This window comes from Actimicrobium sp. CCC2.4 (assembly GCF_034347385.1).
Classification (GTDB): Bacteria; Pseudomonadota; Gammaproteobacteria; order Burkholderiales; family Burkholderiaceae_D; genus Actimicrobium.
This window is the reverse complement of sequence record NZ_CP133777.1, coordinates 515096-533666: the sequence shown is the minus strand read 5'-3', so window position 1 is coordinate 533666 and position 18571 is coordinate 515096. Positions and strand designations below refer to the sequence as shown.

At 58.5% G+C, this 18571-nt stretch carries 21 protein-coding genes; 12 read left to right on the top strand and 9 right to left on the bottom strand.

Annotation, left to right across the window (positions count from 1 at the left end; translation table 11 throughout):
- The first annotated feature begins 121 nt into the window (after window positions 1-121).
- From RHM62_RS02505 to RHM62_RS02455, 11 genes are all read left to right on the top strand, one after another.
- On the top strand, window positions 122-682 hold the full coding sequence (locus RHM62_RS02505) for an ATP-dependent Clp protease proteolytic subunit (protein WP_322124011.1): 561 nt from the start codon (window positions 122-124) through the stop codon (window positions 680-682).
- A gap of 372 nt (window positions 683-1054) precedes the next feature.
- Window positions 1055-1693 carry a LysE family translocator gene (locus RHM62_RS02500; protein WP_322124010.1) on the top strand — a complete coding sequence of 213 codons (639 nt, stop codon included), beginning with the start codon at window positions 1055-1057 and terminating at the stop codon, window positions 1691-1693.
- 3 nt (window positions 1694-1696) lie between these two features.
- Entirely contained in the window at window positions 1697-3010 is a 1314-nt protein-coding gene (gene rsmB, locus RHM62_RS02495; RefSeq protein ID WP_322124009.1) for a 16S rRNA (cytosine(967)-C(5))-methyltransferase RsmB, read from the top strand.
- Between the two features lie 68 nt (window positions 3011-3078).
- Window positions 3079-3609, top strand: coding sequence for a DUF4390 domain-containing protein (locus RHM62_RS02490; RefSeq protein ID WP_322125295.1), 531 nt, complete (start codon window positions 3079-3081; stop codon window positions 3607-3609).
- A 2-nt stretch (window positions 3610-3611) separates the two neighbouring features.
- Entirely contained in the window at window positions 3612-5963 is a 2352-nt protein-coding gene (locus RHM62_RS02485) for a sensor histidine kinase (protein ID WP_322124008.1), read from the top strand.
- A gap of 16 nt (window positions 5964-5979) precedes the next feature.
- Window positions 5980-6702: a response regulator gene (locus RHM62_RS02480; protein WP_322124007.1), complete on the top strand. Its 723-nt coding sequence runs from the start codon at window positions 5980-5982 to the stop codon at window positions 6700-6702.
- Window positions 6699-7085, top strand: a complete 387-nt coding sequence (locus RHM62_RS02475) for a GTPase (protein ID WP_322124006.1) — start codon at window positions 6699-6701, stop codon at window positions 7083-7085. Before RHM62_RS02480 ends, RHM62_RS02475 begins: the two co-directional genes overlap by 4 nt.
- A 60-nt stretch (window positions 7086-7145) precedes the next feature.
- Window positions 7146-7403: a DUF3567 domain-containing protein gene (locus tag RHM62_RS02470; RefSeq protein WP_322125294.1), complete on the top strand. Its 258-nt coding sequence runs from the start codon at window positions 7146-7148 to the stop codon at window positions 7401-7403.
- A 145-nt stretch (window positions 7404-7548) separates the two neighbouring features.
- Window positions 7549-8139 carry an SAM-dependent methyltransferase gene (gene trmB / locus RHM62_RS02465; protein WP_322124005.1) on the top strand — a complete coding sequence of 197 codons (591 nt, stop codon included), beginning with the start codon at window positions 7549-7551 and terminating at the stop codon, window positions 8137-8139.
- A gap of 93 nt (window positions 8140-8232) precedes the next feature.
- A complete protein-coding gene (locus tag RHM62_RS02460) occupies window positions 8233-8688 on the top strand; it encodes a hypothetical protein (protein WP_322124004.1) in 456 nt (151 codons plus the stop codon).
- Window positions 8689-8942: 254 nt separating this feature from the next.
- Window positions 8943-10352, top strand: a complete 1410-nt coding sequence (locus tag RHM62_RS02455; RefSeq protein WP_322124003.1) for a sigma-54 dependent transcriptional regulator — start codon at window positions 8943-8945, stop codon at window positions 10350-10352.
- 62 nt (window positions 10353-10414) lie between these two features.
- Here RHM62_RS02455 and RHM62_RS02450 read toward each other — a convergent pair whose 3' ends face one another.
- The 5 genes from RHM62_RS02450 to RHM62_RS02430 all read right to left on the bottom strand — a co-directional run bounded on the left by RHM62_RS02450 (window position 10415) and on the right by RHM62_RS02430 (window position 15078).
- Window positions 10415-11758: a transporter gene (locus RHM62_RS02450; protein ID WP_322124002.1), complete on the bottom strand. Its 1344-nt coding sequence runs from the start codon at window positions 11756-11758 to the stop codon at window positions 10415-10417.
- Between the two features lie 131 nt (window positions 11759-11889).
- Window positions 11890-12678, bottom strand: a complete 789-nt coding sequence (locus RHM62_RS02445; RefSeq protein ID WP_322124001.1) for a hypothetical protein — start codon at window positions 12676-12678, stop codon at window positions 11890-11892.
- 16 nt (window positions 12679-12694) lie between these two features.
- On the bottom strand, window positions 12695-13417 hold the full coding sequence (locus tag RHM62_RS02440; RefSeq protein ID WP_322124000.1) for a C39 family peptidase: 723 nt from the start codon (window positions 13415-13417) through the stop codon (window positions 12695-12697).
- Between the two features lie 125 nt (window positions 13418-13542).
- Window positions 13543-14355: a hypothetical protein gene (locus RHM62_RS02435; protein WP_322123999.1), complete on the bottom strand. Its 813-nt coding sequence runs from the start codon at window positions 14353-14355 to the stop codon at window positions 13543-13545.
- A gap of 96 nt (window positions 14356-14451) precedes the next feature.
- Window positions 14452-15078 carry a hypothetical protein gene (locus RHM62_RS02430; protein WP_322123998.1) on the bottom strand — a complete coding sequence of 209 codons (627 nt, stop codon included), beginning with the start codon at window positions 15076-15078 and terminating at the stop codon, window positions 14452-14454.
- Window positions 15079-15475: 397 nt separating this feature from the next.
- Between RHM62_RS02430 and RHM62_RS02425 the strand changes: the two genes are divergently transcribed.
- Entirely contained in the window at window positions 15476-16390 is a 915-nt protein-coding gene (locus tag RHM62_RS02425) for a LysR family transcriptional regulator (RefSeq protein ID WP_322123997.1), read from the top strand.
- Window positions 16391-16469: 79 nt separating this feature from the next.
- Here the strand turns inward: RHM62_RS02425 and RHM62_RS02420 are convergent, their stop codons facing one another.
- The 4 genes from RHM62_RS02420 to RHM62_RS02405 all read right to left on the bottom strand — a co-directional run bounded on the left by RHM62_RS02420 (window position 16470) and on the right by RHM62_RS02405 (window position 18460).
- Window positions 16470-16676 carry a VF530 family protein gene (locus RHM62_RS02420; protein WP_322123996.1) on the bottom strand — a complete coding sequence of 69 codons (207 nt, stop codon included), beginning with the start codon at window positions 16674-16676 and terminating at the stop codon, window positions 16470-16472.
- Window positions 16669-17295, bottom strand: a complete 627-nt coding sequence (locus tag RHM62_RS02415) for a GGDEF domain-containing protein (protein WP_322123995.1) — start codon at window positions 17293-17295, stop codon at window positions 16669-16671. The genes RHM62_RS02420 and RHM62_RS02415 overlap by 8 nt, the downstream gene beginning before the upstream one ends.
- A gap of 21 nt (window positions 17296-17316) precedes the next feature.
- Window positions 17317-17658: a DUF805 domain-containing protein gene (locus tag RHM62_RS02410; protein ID WP_322123994.1), complete on the bottom strand. Its 342-nt coding sequence runs from the start codon at window positions 17656-17658 to the stop codon at window positions 17317-17319.
- Window positions 17659-17773: 115 nt separating this feature from the next.
- Window positions 17774-18460 (bottom strand): Crp/Fnr family transcriptional regulator, encoded by a 687-nt coding sequence (locus RHM62_RS02405; RefSeq protein ID WP_322123993.1) that lies wholly within the window; start codon window positions 18458-18460, stop codon window positions 17774-17776.
- Window positions 18461-18571: the final 111 nt, after the last annotated feature.

Sequence of the window (18571 nt, the reverse complement as noted above, 5' to 3'; positions counted from 1 at the left end):
ACGTTCTTGAGCATACACGCGCAGCGGCCTCCTGATTAGCCCTCCTGTGTGCGGCAACACACACTCGTCACCACTACCTTCAGAGAATATCGGGGCATGACATCCGCTTGCAGGAAACGGCATGATTGACAATAAACACACACACCGTGGCGATGGCTACTTCACCCTGGCCGGCGATATCAACAGCGACATGGTCAGGCGGGTTTTTGACGCCCTCGGGAAAATGACAGCCGACGGTATCGGTACTGCCCACATCCTGCTGCAGTCGAACGGCGGTTACGTCAGCGACGGCATTTGCCTCTACAACACATTGCGTAATGCCCCGCTGGAGCTGGTGATGTACAACGGCGGTGCGGTTGCCTCGATTGCCGTCACCGTATTTCTGGCAGGTCAACGCCGGATCGCCAGCGATACCGCGCGCTTCATGATCCACAAATCCCATGCGACGGCAGCCGTCGGTGCCCGCCCGGAGGCACTCCAGATCATCGCGGAGGGCCTGATGGCAGACGATCGTCGCACTGAGGCGATCCTGCGCCGGCACATTCATCTGACACAACGGATGTGGGACGTACATGCCCACTCGGATCTGCACCTGAATCCGCAAGATGCCCTGGACACCTTGCTCATTGAGCGTCTGGGTGATTTTTCACCGCCAAGGGGTAGCCTGGTTTTTAATATCTGATCAGGCCGGCAGTGCCGCTCAGCAAGATAAAATTGCTGCACGGCAATAACAATGCTGCATGTGCAAAAAAAACCCGCTCTAGGAGCGGGCTGAAATCCATACTCTTGGAGGAGTTATGGAGGAGACGCCCCGAGTATGCCACATTATTTGTGCGTCGCACCACAACTATTTCATCGTTATTTCCGTCTTTTTGCAATTAGTTAAAAAATACCTGCGACCAAGAATTTAGTGGCGGCAAAAAAATAGGTCGATACGCCGGCGACTTGGCCGGGGCGCAGTTTAAATGCCATAAAAATGCCCCGGCGTACGCGCAAGCCGACAGGCACCGCTACAATCACCGTTTTCCGCAAATGCTACTGGCAAGAACCTTCGATGAGCATTCCCGGCGTTACCGACTTTGGCTATTTCGTGATGGCCGTCCTCCTGCTCAACGCCACACCCGGCCCCGACACTGCCTTTATCGTCGGGCGCAGCGTGGCGCAAGGGCGTGCGGCAGGATTGACATCCGCACTGGGCATTTCTGCAGGATGCTGCGTGCATGCGGTCGCGGCGGCACTCGGCTTGAGTGCGCTGCTGGCAACTTCGGCAACGGCGTTCACCTTGATCAAGCTAGCTGGCGGCATCTATCTGATGTACCTCGGATTGCGTATGCTGCTCACGCGGGCCACGGTCGAAGGCGTACCAGCAAAAACCAGCACAGCCCGTCCGCTGCGCGTTATTTTCTGGCAGGCGCTGGTCACCAACCTCCTCAATCCTAAGGTTGTACTGTTTTTCCTGTCCTTTTTCCCCCAATTCGTTAATCCGAATGCCACGGGCAAGACACTTTCCTTTCTCATACTTGGCGTGGTGTTCGTACTGATGTCGACCGGCTGGAATTGCGGCACTGCATTGGTTTCCGGAACGCTGGCACGACGGGCTGGTTCCAGCCAGCGTGCCAGGCTCTGGCTGGAACGCTGCGTCGGCGCCGCCTTCATTGCACTTGGTGCGCGCATTGCCTTTGCCCGGAGCTAAACCATGGCCACACTTGTTTTGAAACCCGATTCACTGGCATTCAGCCTGCGCAGCGCCGCTCATGCCGTTGCACTTGTGCGCGGAGGTACGGCTTTGCCGCAGGCTCTGACACGCGTGCAGGGTTATGCCGACACGTCCGGCCAGGCACGCGGCGCGATCCAGGACATTGCTTACCGTGCCATGCGTGGTCTCGGACGTGCCGACGCGCTGGTGACCCTGTTGACTTCGCGGGCACCGGAACCGGCTGCGCTGCACGGCTTGCTGTGCTGCGCGCTGACACTGATCGATCGCGACGAGTCCGATCTGCCCGCACCGTACGAGGTTTTTACGGTTGTGAACCAGGCAGTGGAAGCCGCCAGTGCAGATCCGGCCATGGCGCACGCGAAAGGCATGGTCAATGCCGTGTTGCGCCGCTTCCTGCGCGAGCATGCGACCTTGCTGGCCGAAGTGCTGAAACAACCGGTGGCCGAATGGAATTATCCCGGCTGGTGGATCGATACAATGCGCAATGCGTATCCGCAGCACTGGCAGGCCATTCTCGATGCCGGTAATGCAGCGCCGCCACTGATCTTGCGCGTCAACCAGCGTCGCACGACACCGGAAGCGTATCTGGCCTTGCTGGCAGAGCAACAGATCGTCGCCCGTCAGGTGGGTCCCGATGCGATCCGGCTGGAACGACCGGTGCCGGTCCTGCAGATCCCCGGATTCATGGAAGGACTGGTGTCGGTGCAAGATGCAGCAGCTCAACTCGCGGCACCGTTGCTGGAGGCGCGCGACGGCATGCGCGTGCTGGACGCCTGCGCAGCGCCAGGCGGCAAGACCGGCCATTTGCTGGAGCGCGCACAGCTCGACCTGATCGCACTGGATTCCGACCCGCGCCGCCTCAAACGCATCGAAGAAAACCTGCAGCGGCTGCAATTGTCAGCGCGCCTGGTCGCCGGCGACGCCGCTGCCACCGACTGGTGGGACGGCAAACTCTTCGACCGTATTCTGGCCGATGTGCCCTGCACGGCGTCCGGCATCTTGCGACGTCATCCGGATATTCGCTGGTTGCGGCGCAAAGCGGACACTGCGCAACTTGCGGCCCTGTCGTCGCGCATACTCGACAATCTTTGGCGCATGCTGGCACCCGATGGTAAATTGCTCTTCGTGACCTGCTCGCTGTGGCCACAGGAATCCGAGGCGCAAGCTGCCGCATTTGCCGTGCGCAACCAGGCCGAACGACTTCCTGCCCCTGGGCAATTATTGCCAATAGCAACCTCCAATGAAGACCATGATGGTTTGTTTTATGCCCTATTCAGGAAGCCGGCGGGCTGATGCGAGCCAATGATGCCGTGGCCATGCCAGCGTACCGGGTTACCGTGGTGACGCTACTGCGCGGCTGGATGATGGCGTTGCTGCTCTTGCTGGGACCCGTGGCGCACGCCGAAGGCGTCGATATCACGCAGGCCCATCTCGAGTCGACCGACGAGGGCGTCAAACTATCGGCGACCTTCGCGTTCGAACTCAATCGCGGCCTGGAAGACGCCATTACCCACGGCCTGCCACTGTATTTCACGACGGAAATCGAACTGACGCGTCCGCGCTGGTACTGGTTCGACGAAAAAGCCATTACCGAATCTCAAACCATCCGCTTGTCCTATAACGTCCTGACACGGCAATACCACGCCGCGATCCTTGGCCGGTTACAGCAGAGTTTCAGCACGCTGGACGACGCGCTGTCACTGATCCGCCGACCCAGCCGCTGGCTGGTGGCGGATCGCAATGCACTAAAGACCGATGCCGTTTATTCCGTGGCGGTACGCATGCGACTGGATGTCGCCCAGCTGGCTAAACCTTTTCAGGTCAATGCCATCAACAACGCCGACTGGCGCTTGTCGTCAGACTGGAAAACTTTTCTCTACAAGGCTGAATAGTCGTGCAACGGGCATTGCGATATGCGTTGGTGGTGGGCGGAGCGATCGTCGCGATCCTGCTGTTCCTGCTGGCCTCGGCGTCGGATAATTCGGCTTCTTTCGACCAGCACTATCCCTGGTTGCTCGGTCTTAACGTTCTGGTTACGGTAGCGCTGCTGGCACTGGTGACCTTGTTGCTGGCGCGCTTGTATGCCCGCTACAAGCGCGGCCTGTTCGGTTCGCGTTTGATGGCCCGTCTGGTGTTGCTGTTCGCCGTGATCGGCATCCTGCCCGGACTGTTGATCTATACGGTGTCGGTGCAGTTCGTGTCCCGCTCAATCGAATCCTGGTTTGATGTCCGGGTGGAAGCTGCGCTCGAATCCGGACTCAATCTTGGCCGCGCAGCACTGGATTCCTCGCTCAGCGACCTGAGCACCAAAGCGCATAACCTCGCGATCGAGTTGTCGGACTTGCCCGATAGCGGCCAGATGCGGCAACTGGCTCGCTGGCGTGAACAGAGCAGTACCCAGGAAGCCATCATCGTCACGGCCAGCGGCCGTGTGATCGCCACTGATGGCGGTCAGCTCAGCACCATCGTGCCGGACATCCCGAATGCCAACATGTTGCGTCAGGCCCGGCTTTCGCGCGGTTACACCGGCATGGAAGGTCAGCCCGAACCCCGCGAAATCGATGCCACGGCAGCGCGCACCACGCCGCCGGCGGCCGATGCGATCAATAACCTGCGCCTGCGCGTCGTGGTCGAAGTCCCGTCCGGACGCAACGCGCTGTCGCTGCAATCCGAGGCGCGTTTTCTGCAATTGATTCAGCCTGTACCGTCCTCGCTGGCCACGAATGCGGAGGCGCTGCGGGCGGCCTACAGCGAATATCAGGAGCGCTCATTGAGTCGTTCCGGCTTGCGCAAAATTTACATCGTGACACTGACACTGACGCTCTTGCTGGCCATCTTTGCCGCCATCGTCAGCGCGTTCCTGATCGCCAGCGATCTGGCGGAACCCCTGCTGCTACTGGCCGAAGGAACTAAAGCCGTGGCGGAAGGCGATCTGTCGCCGCGACCAATCGTGGCGACCTCGGACGAACTCGGGACGCTGACGCAGTCCTTCAACACGATGACGCGGCAATTGTTCGATGCCCGTGCCGCTGTTGAAATCAACCGTATCGAGCTCGAAAATGCGAAGGCCTATCTGGAATCCGTGCTGGCCAACATGTCGGCCGGCGTGATGGTGCTGGACGACACATTTTGCCTGGTCACGTGTAATGAGTCCGTCGCGCGGATCCTGCAACACGAGGTCGAACCGTATCTGAACCAGCCACTGGCGATGATCGCTGGACTCGAGCCGTTTGCCGATGCCGTCCGCAATGCGTTTTCGACCCAGAGTGCCCAATCAGCCGGTGCCGACAATGGCAATGCCGGCCTGCACTGGCAACAGCAGATCGAGGTGCCAAGGAACAGCGGTGATGCCAGCCGTGACGATGACATCACGCTGCTGGCGCGTGGTTCGCGCCTCCCGGTCGCGCGCGGCAGCGGTTATGTCGTCGTATTCGATAACATTTCGGAAGTCATTTCGGCACAGCGTTCGATTGCCTGGGGCGAAGTTGCACGACGTCTCGCACACGAAATCAAGAACCCGTTGACACCGATCCAGCTGTCGGCCGAGCGGCTGCAAATGAAACTTGAGGACAAATTGCTGCCCCAAGATGCCGCCATGTTGAACAAAAGTACCGCGACGATTGTCAATCAGGTAACGGCCATGAAGCGGATGGTCGATGACTTCCGCGACTACGCCAAAACGCCACCGGCAGTACTCTCGCCACTCAACCTCAATGCGCTCGTCGAGGAAGTCCTGCATCTTTATACCGGCGGCGACGAACGCGCGATCATCAATGCCTTACTGGCACCGGGTTTGCCGATGGTCATGGGCGACGCGACCCAGTTGCGTCAGGTGATTCATAACCTGCTGCAAAATGCGCAGGACGCCGTAGTGGACCGCTCTGCCGAGAGTGCGGCGCCATGTATCGATGTGCTTACCGAGGTAGTGCACTATCAGAGCGCGAACGGCAAGACTTGCCAGGCGGTCCGTTTTGCGATCAGTGACAACGGGCCTGGATTTTCAGCAAAAATTCTCAAGCGCGCCTTCGAGCCGTACGTGACATCGAAGCCGCGAGGAACGGGCCTGGGACTGGCCATGGTAAAAAAAATCGTCGATGAACACGGCGGGCGCATCGATATTCTTAATCGAATTGAATCAAACGGTGCAAAAGTGCTAATTTTGCTGTTAAAGTTGGCTCCGGGAGAGCAACCGGAAGTAGATATCGGATCCGCCCCAAATAAGGACTCAGGGATAAAAACCGTTTAAAAAGGGAGATCGGCACATGGCAAATATACTAGTAGTAGATGACGAGATGGGCATCCGTGAATTGCTTTCAGAAATACTGAGCGACGAAGGCCACGTCATCCTGACTGCCGAAAATGCCCAGCAAGCGCGGGATGCGCGCGCAAACGGCGCACCTGATCTGGTGCTACTCGATATCTGGATGCCGGACACCGATGGCGTCACTCTGCTCAAAGAGTGGCAACGCGATGGCTTGCTGACCATGCCGGTGATCATGATGTCCGGTCATGCGACGATCGATACAGCGGTCGAGGCAACACGCATCGGTGCCATGAATTTCCTTGAAAAACCGATCGCCTTGCAAAAACTCCTGAAAGCCGTTCAGCAAGGCTTATCCCGTGGCAAGGAACCGGTACGGCCGCCGAGTTTCCAGGCACGTCCGACAACCCTGTCCAGCGAGGCTTCGGCGAATTCGCATTCCCACCACATTGCCAGCACCGTGCAGATCTCGCCGGTACTTTCCGCACTGGCCGCCGACATCGTTGCCGCGCCGGTCTCGCAGGGGTTCACGGTCTCTTTCGAGTTACCGCTGCGTGAAGCTCGCGATGCCTTCGAAAGAGCGTATTTCGAGCATCATCTGGTACGGGAGGGTGGCAGCATGACGCGGGTGGCAGAAAGGACCGGCCTAGAACGTACCCATCTTTACCGCAAGCTCAAACAGCTTGGTGTCGAGCCAAGCAAACTGGTCAGGCGCGGCGGATGACCCTGACCACGCTGGTCAGCGGAGCAAATAGCTTGCAACGGGAGAGCGTCATCGCCAAGGCCATGGCCGCGCTACCGTTGCGTAGCCGGATCGCCGTGATCCTTGAAGGCATGCCGGACAGCGCCAGTGCACTTGCCGGTATGCAGTCTGACAAGGACTGTTTAATTGCCCGCATCGCGCCAGGTTGTCCGTGCTGCATCGGCAACCTGACCATGCGCGTCACGCTCAACCGGATGCTGCGCCACCCACCGGATTATCTGTTCATCAGCCTCGCGAGTACGGCACACCTGGAACAAACCAGGCAGTTCCTGACCAACACGCCCTACGATACCTACCTGCAACTCAATACCGACCTGCGCTGCGTTGCCATTGATTTTGCGTGAAGCAGCCCAACCTGCAATCGGGAAGGATGCAATCTGCATTCAACCGACCAAGGAAACATGATGAATCTGATCTATAACAGTGACCAGTACAGCGTCGTGGAATTCGGCGCAGACACCGCGCTGGAAGCGCTGCGCTCCGGCGGATATGAAATCATGGACAAGCCAGGCAAGCGGGAGATATTCATCGCCGGCTCACTGGCCGAAGCCTTCCGCGGGAATGTCGAAAAACTCATCGCCAGCAATCCCAACGCCGAACAATTCGACGCCTTTCTCGCCGGTTACGATGAAGTGATGCACAACCCTGTGATCATGCACTGACGACCGGCCGCCGCGTGCATGCCGCGGGTATACTCCGCGCATGCATGCCAATTCCCGCCCCGTTACCAGCCCCCAGACCGAAGCCCACACGCACCTGCCGTATCTGATCGCACGGCACCTCGCTTCGCCTTACCTGAAACCTGTCATGCCCTACAATCGGGCCGCTTTCGACCTGTTCGTGCAGCAGTGGCGCAGCGCGGGAGAGCCGGCGCTGATCCTCGATGCCGGGTGTGGAGTTGGCCTGTCAACGTATCATCTGGCAGCACAATCACCGGACAGTTTCGTCGTCGGTGTCGATCAATCGGCGGACCGGATCGACCGGAAAACCCAATGGCCGGGCCCGCCGCCACCCAATGCCCTGTTGCTGCGCGCCGAGCTGGCAGACTTCTGGCGGCTGATGGGCGACGCCGGCATACCACTATCGAGGCACTACCTGCTCTACCCGAATCCCTGGCCTAAAATCGGCCACCTCGGACGGCGCTGGCACGGGCACCCGGCCTTCCCTGCCGCGGTCGCATTAGGCGGCATGATCGAGTGCCGCAGCAACTGGCCGGTCTATGTCGAAGAATTTGCGCTTGCCTTGCGCCAGCTTGGGGTGACCGACGTGAACGTCGAACCCTATGCGCCCCCCGCACCCATCACGCCATTTGAAATCAAATACCTCGCGTCAGGCCATCCGCTCTGGCGCTGCCATGCACAGATAGGGTCACCCGTCGTTGGGGGCATCCGGAAATAACGGGAGGTGGCAGACACATTGACTCATCAAACGGAGAAATCGCCGACACATCCACGGCGTCTAATGGCGACAAGTCCATACCGTGAAGGAACAATGATGACGCAATCAATCTGCCATGCTGTCGTACAGACGCCGCAAGGAAGCATTCGCATCGAAGGAACCGCCGCTTTCGTACAAATTGAACTGGCGCGCTACGCGCAGCCGGAATTCGACATCACCACAAGCGCATCACTGCCAGTGGCGCGCTGCAATCCGGCCATCGACTTTGCCCAGCTGACGGATATCCCCGGAAGCAATATGGCCCACAAAACTGTCAATGCTGCCCTGCTAATCGGTTACTCCGACTTGCTGCAGGGAATCCGGCAGACCCCTTTGTGGCGTATCCGCGACATCGTCAAACAGATGCATTGTCACGACACCAATAATTTTTCAGCGGTATTGCGGCGCGAAACCACCCTGTTCAGCCATAGCGGTGAGCCCACGCTAGCCCTGAATGCAGAAGGGATGCAGCGCGCCACGCAACTGGTACAACAACTGCAACTGGCGTGACATCGATCCAACCGGTTACCACGTGATTTTGACCTGCCACAAACCCTGCAGGGAGTGACTTGATAATCTTGGCAGAGGTGCCAAGACGTATGACGTCACCTATCCGGGGTACTCAAGCGATACGCTTCAGCCAGATCATTCGAGTACTGTCAGAACACCATCCAGCACAGAGCGGGTAACACAGCATGCTTCATGACGCGACGTCATTCCGGCGCAATCAAGCCGTGGTGCTGCTTCAGCCACCCGGACATCCCTTGTCAGAATATCCCGTGGTCAACACGATGCGTCATGTCGGCATGGTGCTACATGAATGCCATACCGCCGAACAAGCAGGCCGTACTGGTTGCACAGTCGGGGTCGTGCTGGTGGCAGACCTCATGTGGCTGCAACGGCTGAGTGCTTTCGAACCGATGCTGGCCCACAGCGGCATCACCTGGGTTGGCCTGATCGCCCATGATCTGGTGGGGCTACCGGCGGTACGTAATCTGGTTGCTGACTATCTGTTTAACTTCATCGCCTTGCCGGCTCCCATCGAACACATCATTCTGGTGTTGCGACATGCTCGCGGCATGGCTTTTGTACGCACGCAACCGCGCAATATCTGGCCGGAGTCAAGTATTGCCGGCGAAAAACACAGTCCAATGTTGGGAAGAACACCGCCGATGCAACGCTTGTTTCATCAGATTAAGCGGGTGGCGCGTACCGATGCCCCCGTCATGATCGATGGCCAGTCCGGCACCGGCAAAGAGCTGGCCGCGCAATCGATACATCGTCAATCAACGCGGCGGCATGCTCCCTTTGTTGCGGTCAACTGCGGCGCAATCCCTCCACAATTATTCCAGTCCGAATTATTCGGTTACGAAAAAGGCGCCTTCACCGGTGCCATCCAGCGCCGGATCGGACGCATCGAGGCGGCACAAGGCGGAACACTGTTCCTCGATGAAATCGGCGATCTGCCGATGGAGATGCAGGTCAACCTGCTTCGCTTCCTCCAAGAAAAAACCATCGAGCGCATCGGCGGAAACCAGACATTGACAATTGACGTGAGGATCATCGCGGCGACGCACATCGATCTGGCCGATGCGGTCGCCCGCGGTCGATTCCGCGAAGACCTGTATTACCGCATCAATGTGGTGTGCATCACCACGCCCCGACTTGCTGATCGCCTGGAAGACATCGAAGAACTGGCACGTCACTACTTCACGCGCTTCGCCAGTCGTCACAACAAAAGCCTGCGTGGCTTTTCCAAAGCCGCCTTGCACACCCTGCTGCACCACAATTGGCCGGGCAACGTCCGCGAACTGGTGAACCGCGTCCAGCGTGCGGTTGTCATGGCAGATGGCCGGTTTATTCAACCCGAGGATCTCGGCTTCGATCCGGCGTCGCCATCGACGATGCTGATGTCACTCGAAGATGCCCGTGCGGAAGCTGACCGGCGCATGATCGAGCGCGCACTTTCCCAGGCACGCAACCAGGTTTCCGTGGCGGCACAGTTGCTGGGCGTGTCGCGGGTCACCTTGTACCGGTTAATCGATAAATATCGCTTGAAGCCTTCATTTTTTGAAGCACAAGCTCAACCGGACACCCAGTTCCTGCAACTCGTATCGGCAATCAGCACCCCGGAGCCTGAGTGTCCGGATACTGATGGGTACATAGTGAATTAATGCGGCAAGACGCTACATAGCAAGCACAGGCACAAACCCGTCACTCATTTTTCACGGTCTGATCAGAACGTATAGGGGAATTTGATCCCGACCGAAAAATTCGGGGCATCCGGTGTGAGCCCCATCGATAGCGTTCCGACCATCGACAGCCGCGGCGTCAACTGATGCGTCAAGCCGGCATTGAAGCTCGCAGAATTTGAATCACTACCAACCTGACGCACCCAATCACCACCGTCGGCACGCAAGCGCGACACCTGCTGTAGTAACTGCGCGTATGAAAAACTGGCCGATGTTTTATCGTTCAATGCAAGAGCGAAACCCGCACCGAGTGACCAGGCATTCCCGATCTTGGCCTCCCCCGGTGTAACCGTTGTCAACGAACTCGACAGATCGGCAAAGCTGCGCTTGAAGTTATAGGTGTAGCCAAGATTGGCGAACAACACCATCGGATCGGTAACTTTCAGGAGCGACAAGCCCAGCGTCGTTGCCCATATTCCGTTGCCCGTAGGCTGACGTGTTGGAATCAGCAAGTTGTTATTGTTCGGGTCCGTATTTTCGACCAACTTGATGCCAAATGGCGCACGCCCCGTAGGCGCTTTCATGCGAGCACTGACAATCCAGTCGATGTCAGACGTGGCACCTTTAGGCATCTGGAAATACACCCCCGCATTAATATCCCCGACCGACCCGGAATGATTCGAACCATCGCTGAAGGCGGAGGCGGCGCTTCCCGCGCCCGGCGAAATATAGGTCGAATTCCGATAGACAACCGGCACATTGAAATCTGCACTCAGACGCTCTGACAAATTCCAGCGACCGGTGAGGTCATATTGGAATTGATCCGTTCGGATCTGCTGCAAATTAACCTTGCCGAGCAGGATCGCGTCCAGCGCCAGGAAACCACTCAGTACCAGGCTACGTTTGTCGTAGTGGGTGTAGGTCAGTCCTTGCTCAAACGAAAATCGGTTGTCGAACAATGGAATTCCCTGGGTGCTGGTAATCGCCGTACCCTGCACCGTACCAGCGGAGCCGCCGGCGGCATTGCCACCCGCCTGTGTCGCTTGTGTCGTCTGTGTCGCCGGCGCCAGCGGCGGGTTGGCACTGATACGCGCATCGACAGGCTGCTCCGGCGTGCCTGCAGAAGTCGCGCTTGCGGTCCCTGCAGGACCACGCCCGACGACGGTTTTCAGATCGGGGCTTGCCAGTGCACGTTGCTCCAGGTAATCCACGCGTTGCTGCAAGCGCCGGATCGCTTCTTCCTGACGGCTGAAGTGCGATTCGGGTGAAGTGCCCGTCACGATGGTGCCGGCCTCGTCGTGATCAGCGCTCCATGCGCAAAGTGGCAACAGCGCGAGCGAAGCCGCCAGGGACAGGGCAGGAAAACATCTGCGGTAATGTCGTTTCATAAATTCCAGATTCCGGGAAAAAGTTTTACGGGGCAATTCAAGCCAAGACCTCACCCGCGTCGGTCAACTCGACTATAAAAATGCCCCGCCTGAGCAGCAGGGCAGGACATCGACAATCCACAGCAGAGAGATCAACGACCACGCAGCATGTTCAGGGATTGACCGAATCCCTCGGCCGCCAATACGGCAGCAGTTTGCGGACGCACCTGCAACTGCAATTGAAGCTGATTCATCACCTGCTGGCGATCCGCGGCGATCTGTATGCTTTGCAAAATATTGTTTGCATTGAGGGTATTGAGGCGTTGTTGCGCGGATCCCGCACCCGGTACGTTCAGTGCCAGTGCAATGCCGTTATTGGCAAAATCGACGGTCACTTTCGCACCATTGGCCGCGATCGATTCGGCGCGGGGGGTGTTGGCTCCGCCAGGCAAGACAATCGCGCGCGGGCTCACATCGATCGTAGTCAGGTTGGACGCGCCATTATTGTCGCCGGCAACCTGCACCAGTTGCGTAGCTCCGGCAATGCTGTTGAGCCCCTTTCCACTGCTGACCAGGCCGGTACCGGGCAGCGATGACGACGTCGGCTCGCTCACGCTTGCTTGCGTCTGTATGCTCGCTTGCGGCTCGACCGCACCGTTCGCACCCGGCAAGGCCAGGGCAAGACTGGCCTTGCCATTCAGATGTTGGCCGTTGGCTGCCTGCCAGGAAGAAGCCATCTGCAAATTCATACCCACTACCTCGCCACCAAGGCTGAATTTTCCGGTGACTCCGGCCAGGTGTTGTGCTTCCATGGCCTGTGCCCGGCCGCACAAACCGTCACTGGTACACACCGCCATCGGTGTCGCATGCGTCGTCACGGGCAGCGGGGCGGCGACTATCGCGAACGCTGCCAAGGTGCGGCGCAATTGCTTTGATTGCATACGATTTCCCTTCACATTAAAAAGTATCGATGCCCAGCAAACCGAACTGACGTTGCTGCGGCAATGTTTGCGTCACGATGCCCGCCCTCTGCAATGGCGCTAGCGGCTGAGCGGAGGCAATCAGTGCGTTGTCCGCCCGGAGCCCGTCCCCGACGACGGCAAATACGATGTTGTTCCAGCCGCTGACAAAATCATCCAGCACCATTTGCCGGTGACCCAGCGCGGGATCGGCGATGAATATCGTGTCGCCAACTACTTTCTTGATGATCACAAAATGTTTGTAACCGCCATTATTCTGTAGCGCGATTACCGGGATCTTGACCGCCCGCAAGCTTGTGCGATCAACCACATAGCCACGTCCGCGTAACCCGATACGTTCTACGTAGCTCTTCATGTCAAGCAGCGAAAATCCCTGGGATTTCGCCAACTCCGGATCGGTATTTCTCAGCATGTCGGCAATCACGTCGGCCTCGCTGATCGGTCGTCCGTAGACTTGCTGCAGCAATGTCGCCAACGCAGCGGCACCGCAACTGAAATCCTGCTGTTGCTGAACCAGCCCTTTGAAACGCAAGTCGCGCAACGACCGTATGGCCAGCCTCTGCGTAGAAAGCCCCGGCACGACATTGCCAATTTCCTGGTGCGAGCCGACAAGAGCGCCACTCTGCTGCGCATGCAACGGCCCGTGCCCGACACAATTTGCCAGCATCACGACAGCAACAGACCAGAGGCGCTTATCCATCACCTATCCCCTCGTAGACCTTGCTACCGCCAGCAGAAACGGCATGCACAGGAAAGCAACCATCCATCAAGCCGGCGCTGACCGGAGGAGTAAAACCTTCCTCAAAGCCAGCGCCCGAAATACGATCAGAGTCCGGAAGCGGCTGCGATCGACAGACTGTTACGTTGCACGTTGCTGATACCCGCCGCGATATTGGCACCAATATTTCCTTGGGCGCCAGACAGTGCAGCCCCACCCAATGTGGCCGTGTTGATGCCACCAGCGCCGAGAATGACGGTGCCACGAATGTCCTGCAGATTCGAGCCCGTTGCCTTGGCCAGCGTGCCATTCGAATTAACCGAAGCAGCCAGCTGGTTTTGTTGCAGGTTTCCGTCGCCACCCGCAACGTTCGCGCTGATATTGCCGCTTGCGCCGGACAATGCATCCACCAGATAAGCAGAATTTACCTGGAGCGGAGCGACCGTAATGGTGTTGTTGGACCGCTGTTCAGCGAAGGTTTGCGCCGAGGCAAATACCCGCTGTGCATCGACGGCCGACAACGCGACAGAATTGCTCTGTCCATTGCCATTACCCGCAGCAACGTTGATGGCGATATTGCCCTGCGCATTGTTCCCGGCCGTACCGTCGATGGTGGCAGTGTTGGGATCAGCCACCACACCTGTTGTGCCGCCCGTCGAGCCGACACCGGCGGGTGGGGTGACGATGGCCGGTGTCACGGTAACGGTAGAAAATTGCTCGGTATCCAGCACGGCACCCGACTCCGATAGCACATTGATGTCACCCGCAACACCGATGCGGCCCGACACGCCAATCGCATTGCCGATGACGGTGCCGTTGGCGATCAGGGACGCGGTAACGCCCGTCACTTCACCGGCCATGGCAGGCGCAGCAAAGGCAGCAGCCAGTGCCGCAGCAAGAACGAATTTAGTTGGTTTCATGAAGTCCTCCTTAAGAATATGAATAAAAATACGTCGGTCGACGTACTGAACGGCACTGCCCACTTCCACCTGCAAAAACTCCGTGCCATTCCCCGGCTACGGCACTACGGAACTGACGTTGAGTGCGAACACGTTGGCGGTACGATTGCCCAATCCCGCCGATTGGTTGACCTGAACAATGCCGCGCGAACCGGCGAACGCTGAGTCGGCAATCTCGGCGCGACGCACCGCCGGTCTGGCTTCGGGCCCGGCAGAATCAGCCGGCGCAACAGCACTGACCTGCACCAGTTGATCGATCGCGATTTCCGATATGCCGCTGATACCAAGCAAGACCATGTTGGTTTGCGCATTGCCACTGCCACTGGATTGATTGACGGAGATCACGCCACGCGCTGCCCGGAAAGCATCACCACGAATGACCACGTCCTCATTACCCCGCACGCCGTTGACGGCTACCGCACCTTGATGGTCGCTGACCAGATCGGCACCACTGATGACGCCGCTACCGCCGAAACCCAAGGCAGTCGCGTTGGACTGCGCGTTACCCTGACCGGCGCTTGAATTGAATCCGACGTGGCCTGTTGCGTTGGACAGTGCCGTATCCGAAATCACGCTAAGCGACGACGGCAGCAAGCCCGACGACACGTGCTGCGCGCCAACCGGTACGGACAGCACAGCCGCACCAAGGACCGCCAGCATGGTCTTCAATGAAATCTGCAACATTTCAGCCCTCCTGGAACGGTAAAAAAAATTGGCAGAAAAGTGCCTCTGATGCCACCTCAATGCGGCGACCACTACCGGAATTTTCATCCACGTCCCGGTCGCATCGGGGCTAACATCGCAAGCGACGTGCCACACCGCTTGGCAGCTAGTTTTGTCGCCCGAAAGGCGACAAAAAATCCCTCAAACGGTCCTGCTTGGTTTCAGGTTTGATACAGATAAGTGGGAACAGGAAGAGGGATTGGCGAGACATCAGTGACGCGGACACTCTCAGCGACACCCGCAACAGAGGCACGAACGCGCCCCGGATAAGCTGTCCTGAAATGTATCGAAACTGATAGATCACCCCGCACCGGAACAGTGGAATAATGGCCGCCCGAACACACAATCAGGATGTCCGATGGATCGCTTGCAATCGATGCGCGTCTTTGCCAAGGTGGTCGAGCAAGGCAGTTTTGCCGGTGCCGGCCTGGCCCTGGACATGTCGAATGCGGTGGTAACCCGCCACGTCGCAGACCTCGAAAAACATCTGGGCGTACGCTTGCTCAATCGCACGACGCGCCGCTTGTCGCTGACCGAGACCGGCCTGATCTATCTGGAACGCACCAAGCAGATCCTGCAGGATATCGACGATGCCGATGCGATGGCGTCGTCGCAGTCGAACAAGCCGGCCGGCACGTTACGGATTTACTCGCACCTTGGTTTTGGCCAGTTGCAACTGGCGCAGTTGTTACCCCGCTATGCGCTGCTATTTCCGGAGGTAAAACTCGATGTCACGCTGTCGGACCACACGGTCGATCTGGTCGAAGAAGGTTTCGACATCGGCATGTTTATTGAACTGCAGAAGTTCGATGCCAGCATGATTGCGCGCCAGCTCGGCCTGTCGGACATCATCCTGTGTGCCTCGCCCGATTACATCCGGCTGCACGGTGCACCGCTGGAGCCGGAAGATATCTCGCAGCATGTCTGCCTCAATTTTGCGTACGAACAATTGCGGCATCACTGGAGCCTCATCATCAACAAGCGCAGCGTCGATGTCCCGATTACCAGCAAGCTGGTGTCGAACGATGGCAACCTGTTGCGCCAGTGCGCGCTGGCCGGCATGGGCATTGTCATCCGCTCGTCCTTCACGCTCGGGGATGACCTGAGTTCGGGCCGGCTGGTGCGCCTGCTGCCGCAGCATCATCTGGGCAAGCTGGCAGTCACGATGGTCTATCCGAGTCGCCGCCAGCTGTCCGCCAAAGTGCGCTCTTTCATCGACTTCATCAGCAGCACTTTTCCGGAACCGGAAGCGGACCCGTGGCAAGCAGTCTGAACCAGCGCTCTGGATAACCCGACCACCAGGTCTGTCGGGAACCGTATCATCGTTGCAACGACAGGGTCATCAGTGCGCTTCAGAGCGGGGCAAGACGCAAAAAAAGTGCTTCCACTTCCGCCCGCGCCCATGGCGTGCGGCGCAAAAAAGTCAGGCTGGACTTGATGCTCGGATCACTTTTGAAGCAACGCACATCGATGCGCTGCGCCAATCCCTCCCAGCCGTGTTGCGCCACCAGCGCGGTGAGCATTGCTTCGAGGGTCATGCCATGCAAGGGATCAGTCATCAGGGTCCGTCATAGTAGGTAAGGGTTCTTCCACGACGACCGTGCAATTACGGCCATCGAGCTTGGCTTGCAGCAGGGCCGATTCGGCGCGTTGCAGCAGGTGGCCGGCCGTGTCGGCCGGCGCATTGGTCGTCAGGCCGGCCGAAAACGTGACGACGGTGCCGTCAGTCATGCCGGCCCAGTCGCAGGCGGCGACCGCCGTGCGCAGGCGCGTCATTGCCGTGGCCGCGCTATCGAGCCAGGTGGCCGGCATCACGATGCCGAATTCTTCGCCGCCGAGCCGGCCGAAACGGTCCATGCCGCGCAATAATTTCTGGGCGGTGTCCGACACGGCCTTGAGCACGCGGTCACCGGCGGCCATACCGTATTGTTCATTGATGCGACGGAAGTGATCGAGATCGACGATGGCGAAACAGAACGGCTGGCCGGTCCGGCGCGAACGTTGCAGTTCGCCATCCAGCGTTTCAAGCAGCGTGCGGCGGTTCATCACGCCGGTCAGCGCATCATGCCGGATCAGTGACGTGATCCCGGCACGCAAGGTGCGCAGTTCTTCTTCACTGACGGCGAGCTGCTGGCGCAGCAGGGCGATTTCGGTAGCAGCATCCGGCTCAATGTTCATGGTAACAAGCTCCGTTTAATGTCACGACAACGAATGGTCCGGGGACACCCCGAACTGATTGGGTTCTTTTGCCTGCTGCACCAGGAACACCACCACCACGATCCAGCCAATCAGCGGTACCAGCCACAACAGCTGCAGCCAGCCGCTGCGGTTGGTATCGTGCAGGCGACGGCTCGCAGCAGCAATCGACGGCACCAGCGTGACCAGCGAAAACACACCACTGGCGGTGTTGTCGATCATCGTCAGCACGAGACTGCCGAGCAACGTGAACAAGGCGAAGTACCAGTACTCTTCGCGCGACGCGCGGTCGTTGAAGTCGGCGTATTTCGAAAAACAGGTCTTGATTGCATCGGTAAAAGTCATTGCAGCGTTCCGGGTTGGTCAGGGGAGAAGAGGGCAATGCAACGGACAATATGCCACAGCGTTTCCGTGATGGAAACACCCGGTTCAATGGTGGCCACGCGCCTGGCGTCGGCCATCAACTGCCGAAAAGTCGCAAGCCGGCCAGGTTCAGTATCGTGATGCCACCGTAATCCACACTCAGCAAGCCATCTCTTTCGAGCACCTGCAAGGCCTGGTTGGCACGCTGGCGCGAGGTGCCGCAGAGGTAGCCGATTTCTTCCTGCGAGATCTGTAGTTGCAAGCCATTGTGCGGATTCAGGTATGGATTGAACAGCGCCGCCAGGCACCGTGCCACGCGCGTATCCGGGTCGAGCATGCGGTCATATTCGACCAGCGAAATAAACAGGCCGAGACGCTCGTTCAATTGCAGCAGCAAAAAACGGTTAAACGAAATACTGGTGTCGAGCAGCCACGTGAAGGTCGCGCGCGGCATATACGCCAGCCGGCTTTCGCGCAGCGCCACCACATCGTAGCGGCGCACTTCGGTTTTCAGCACCGAGCCTTCGCCAAACCAGCCGCCCGGCCCCATGCCGGTGAAGGTGACGATCTTGCCTTCGGGCGAGACGCTGCTCATTTTCAGCAGGCCCGACATCACGCCGATCCAGTGATCGACGGGTTCCGCCTTGCGGCAGGCATACCCGCCGGCCGGCACCACGCGCTCGCTCATTTCGCAGGCAACACGCTCGCGCTGCGCCTGGGTCAGCGACGGTGCCCAAAAGGTCTGATCGAGGAATTGCGCGATGCTGGAAGGAACTGGGGTCATGGTGCAGTGCGCCAACGAAAGTGATGAAATAAATCCTTGATTGTCGTGCCGGTGACAACCTGCAGCGAGACGAGCAACTACTATCTATCAAACAAAAGCCGGACGTTGTCA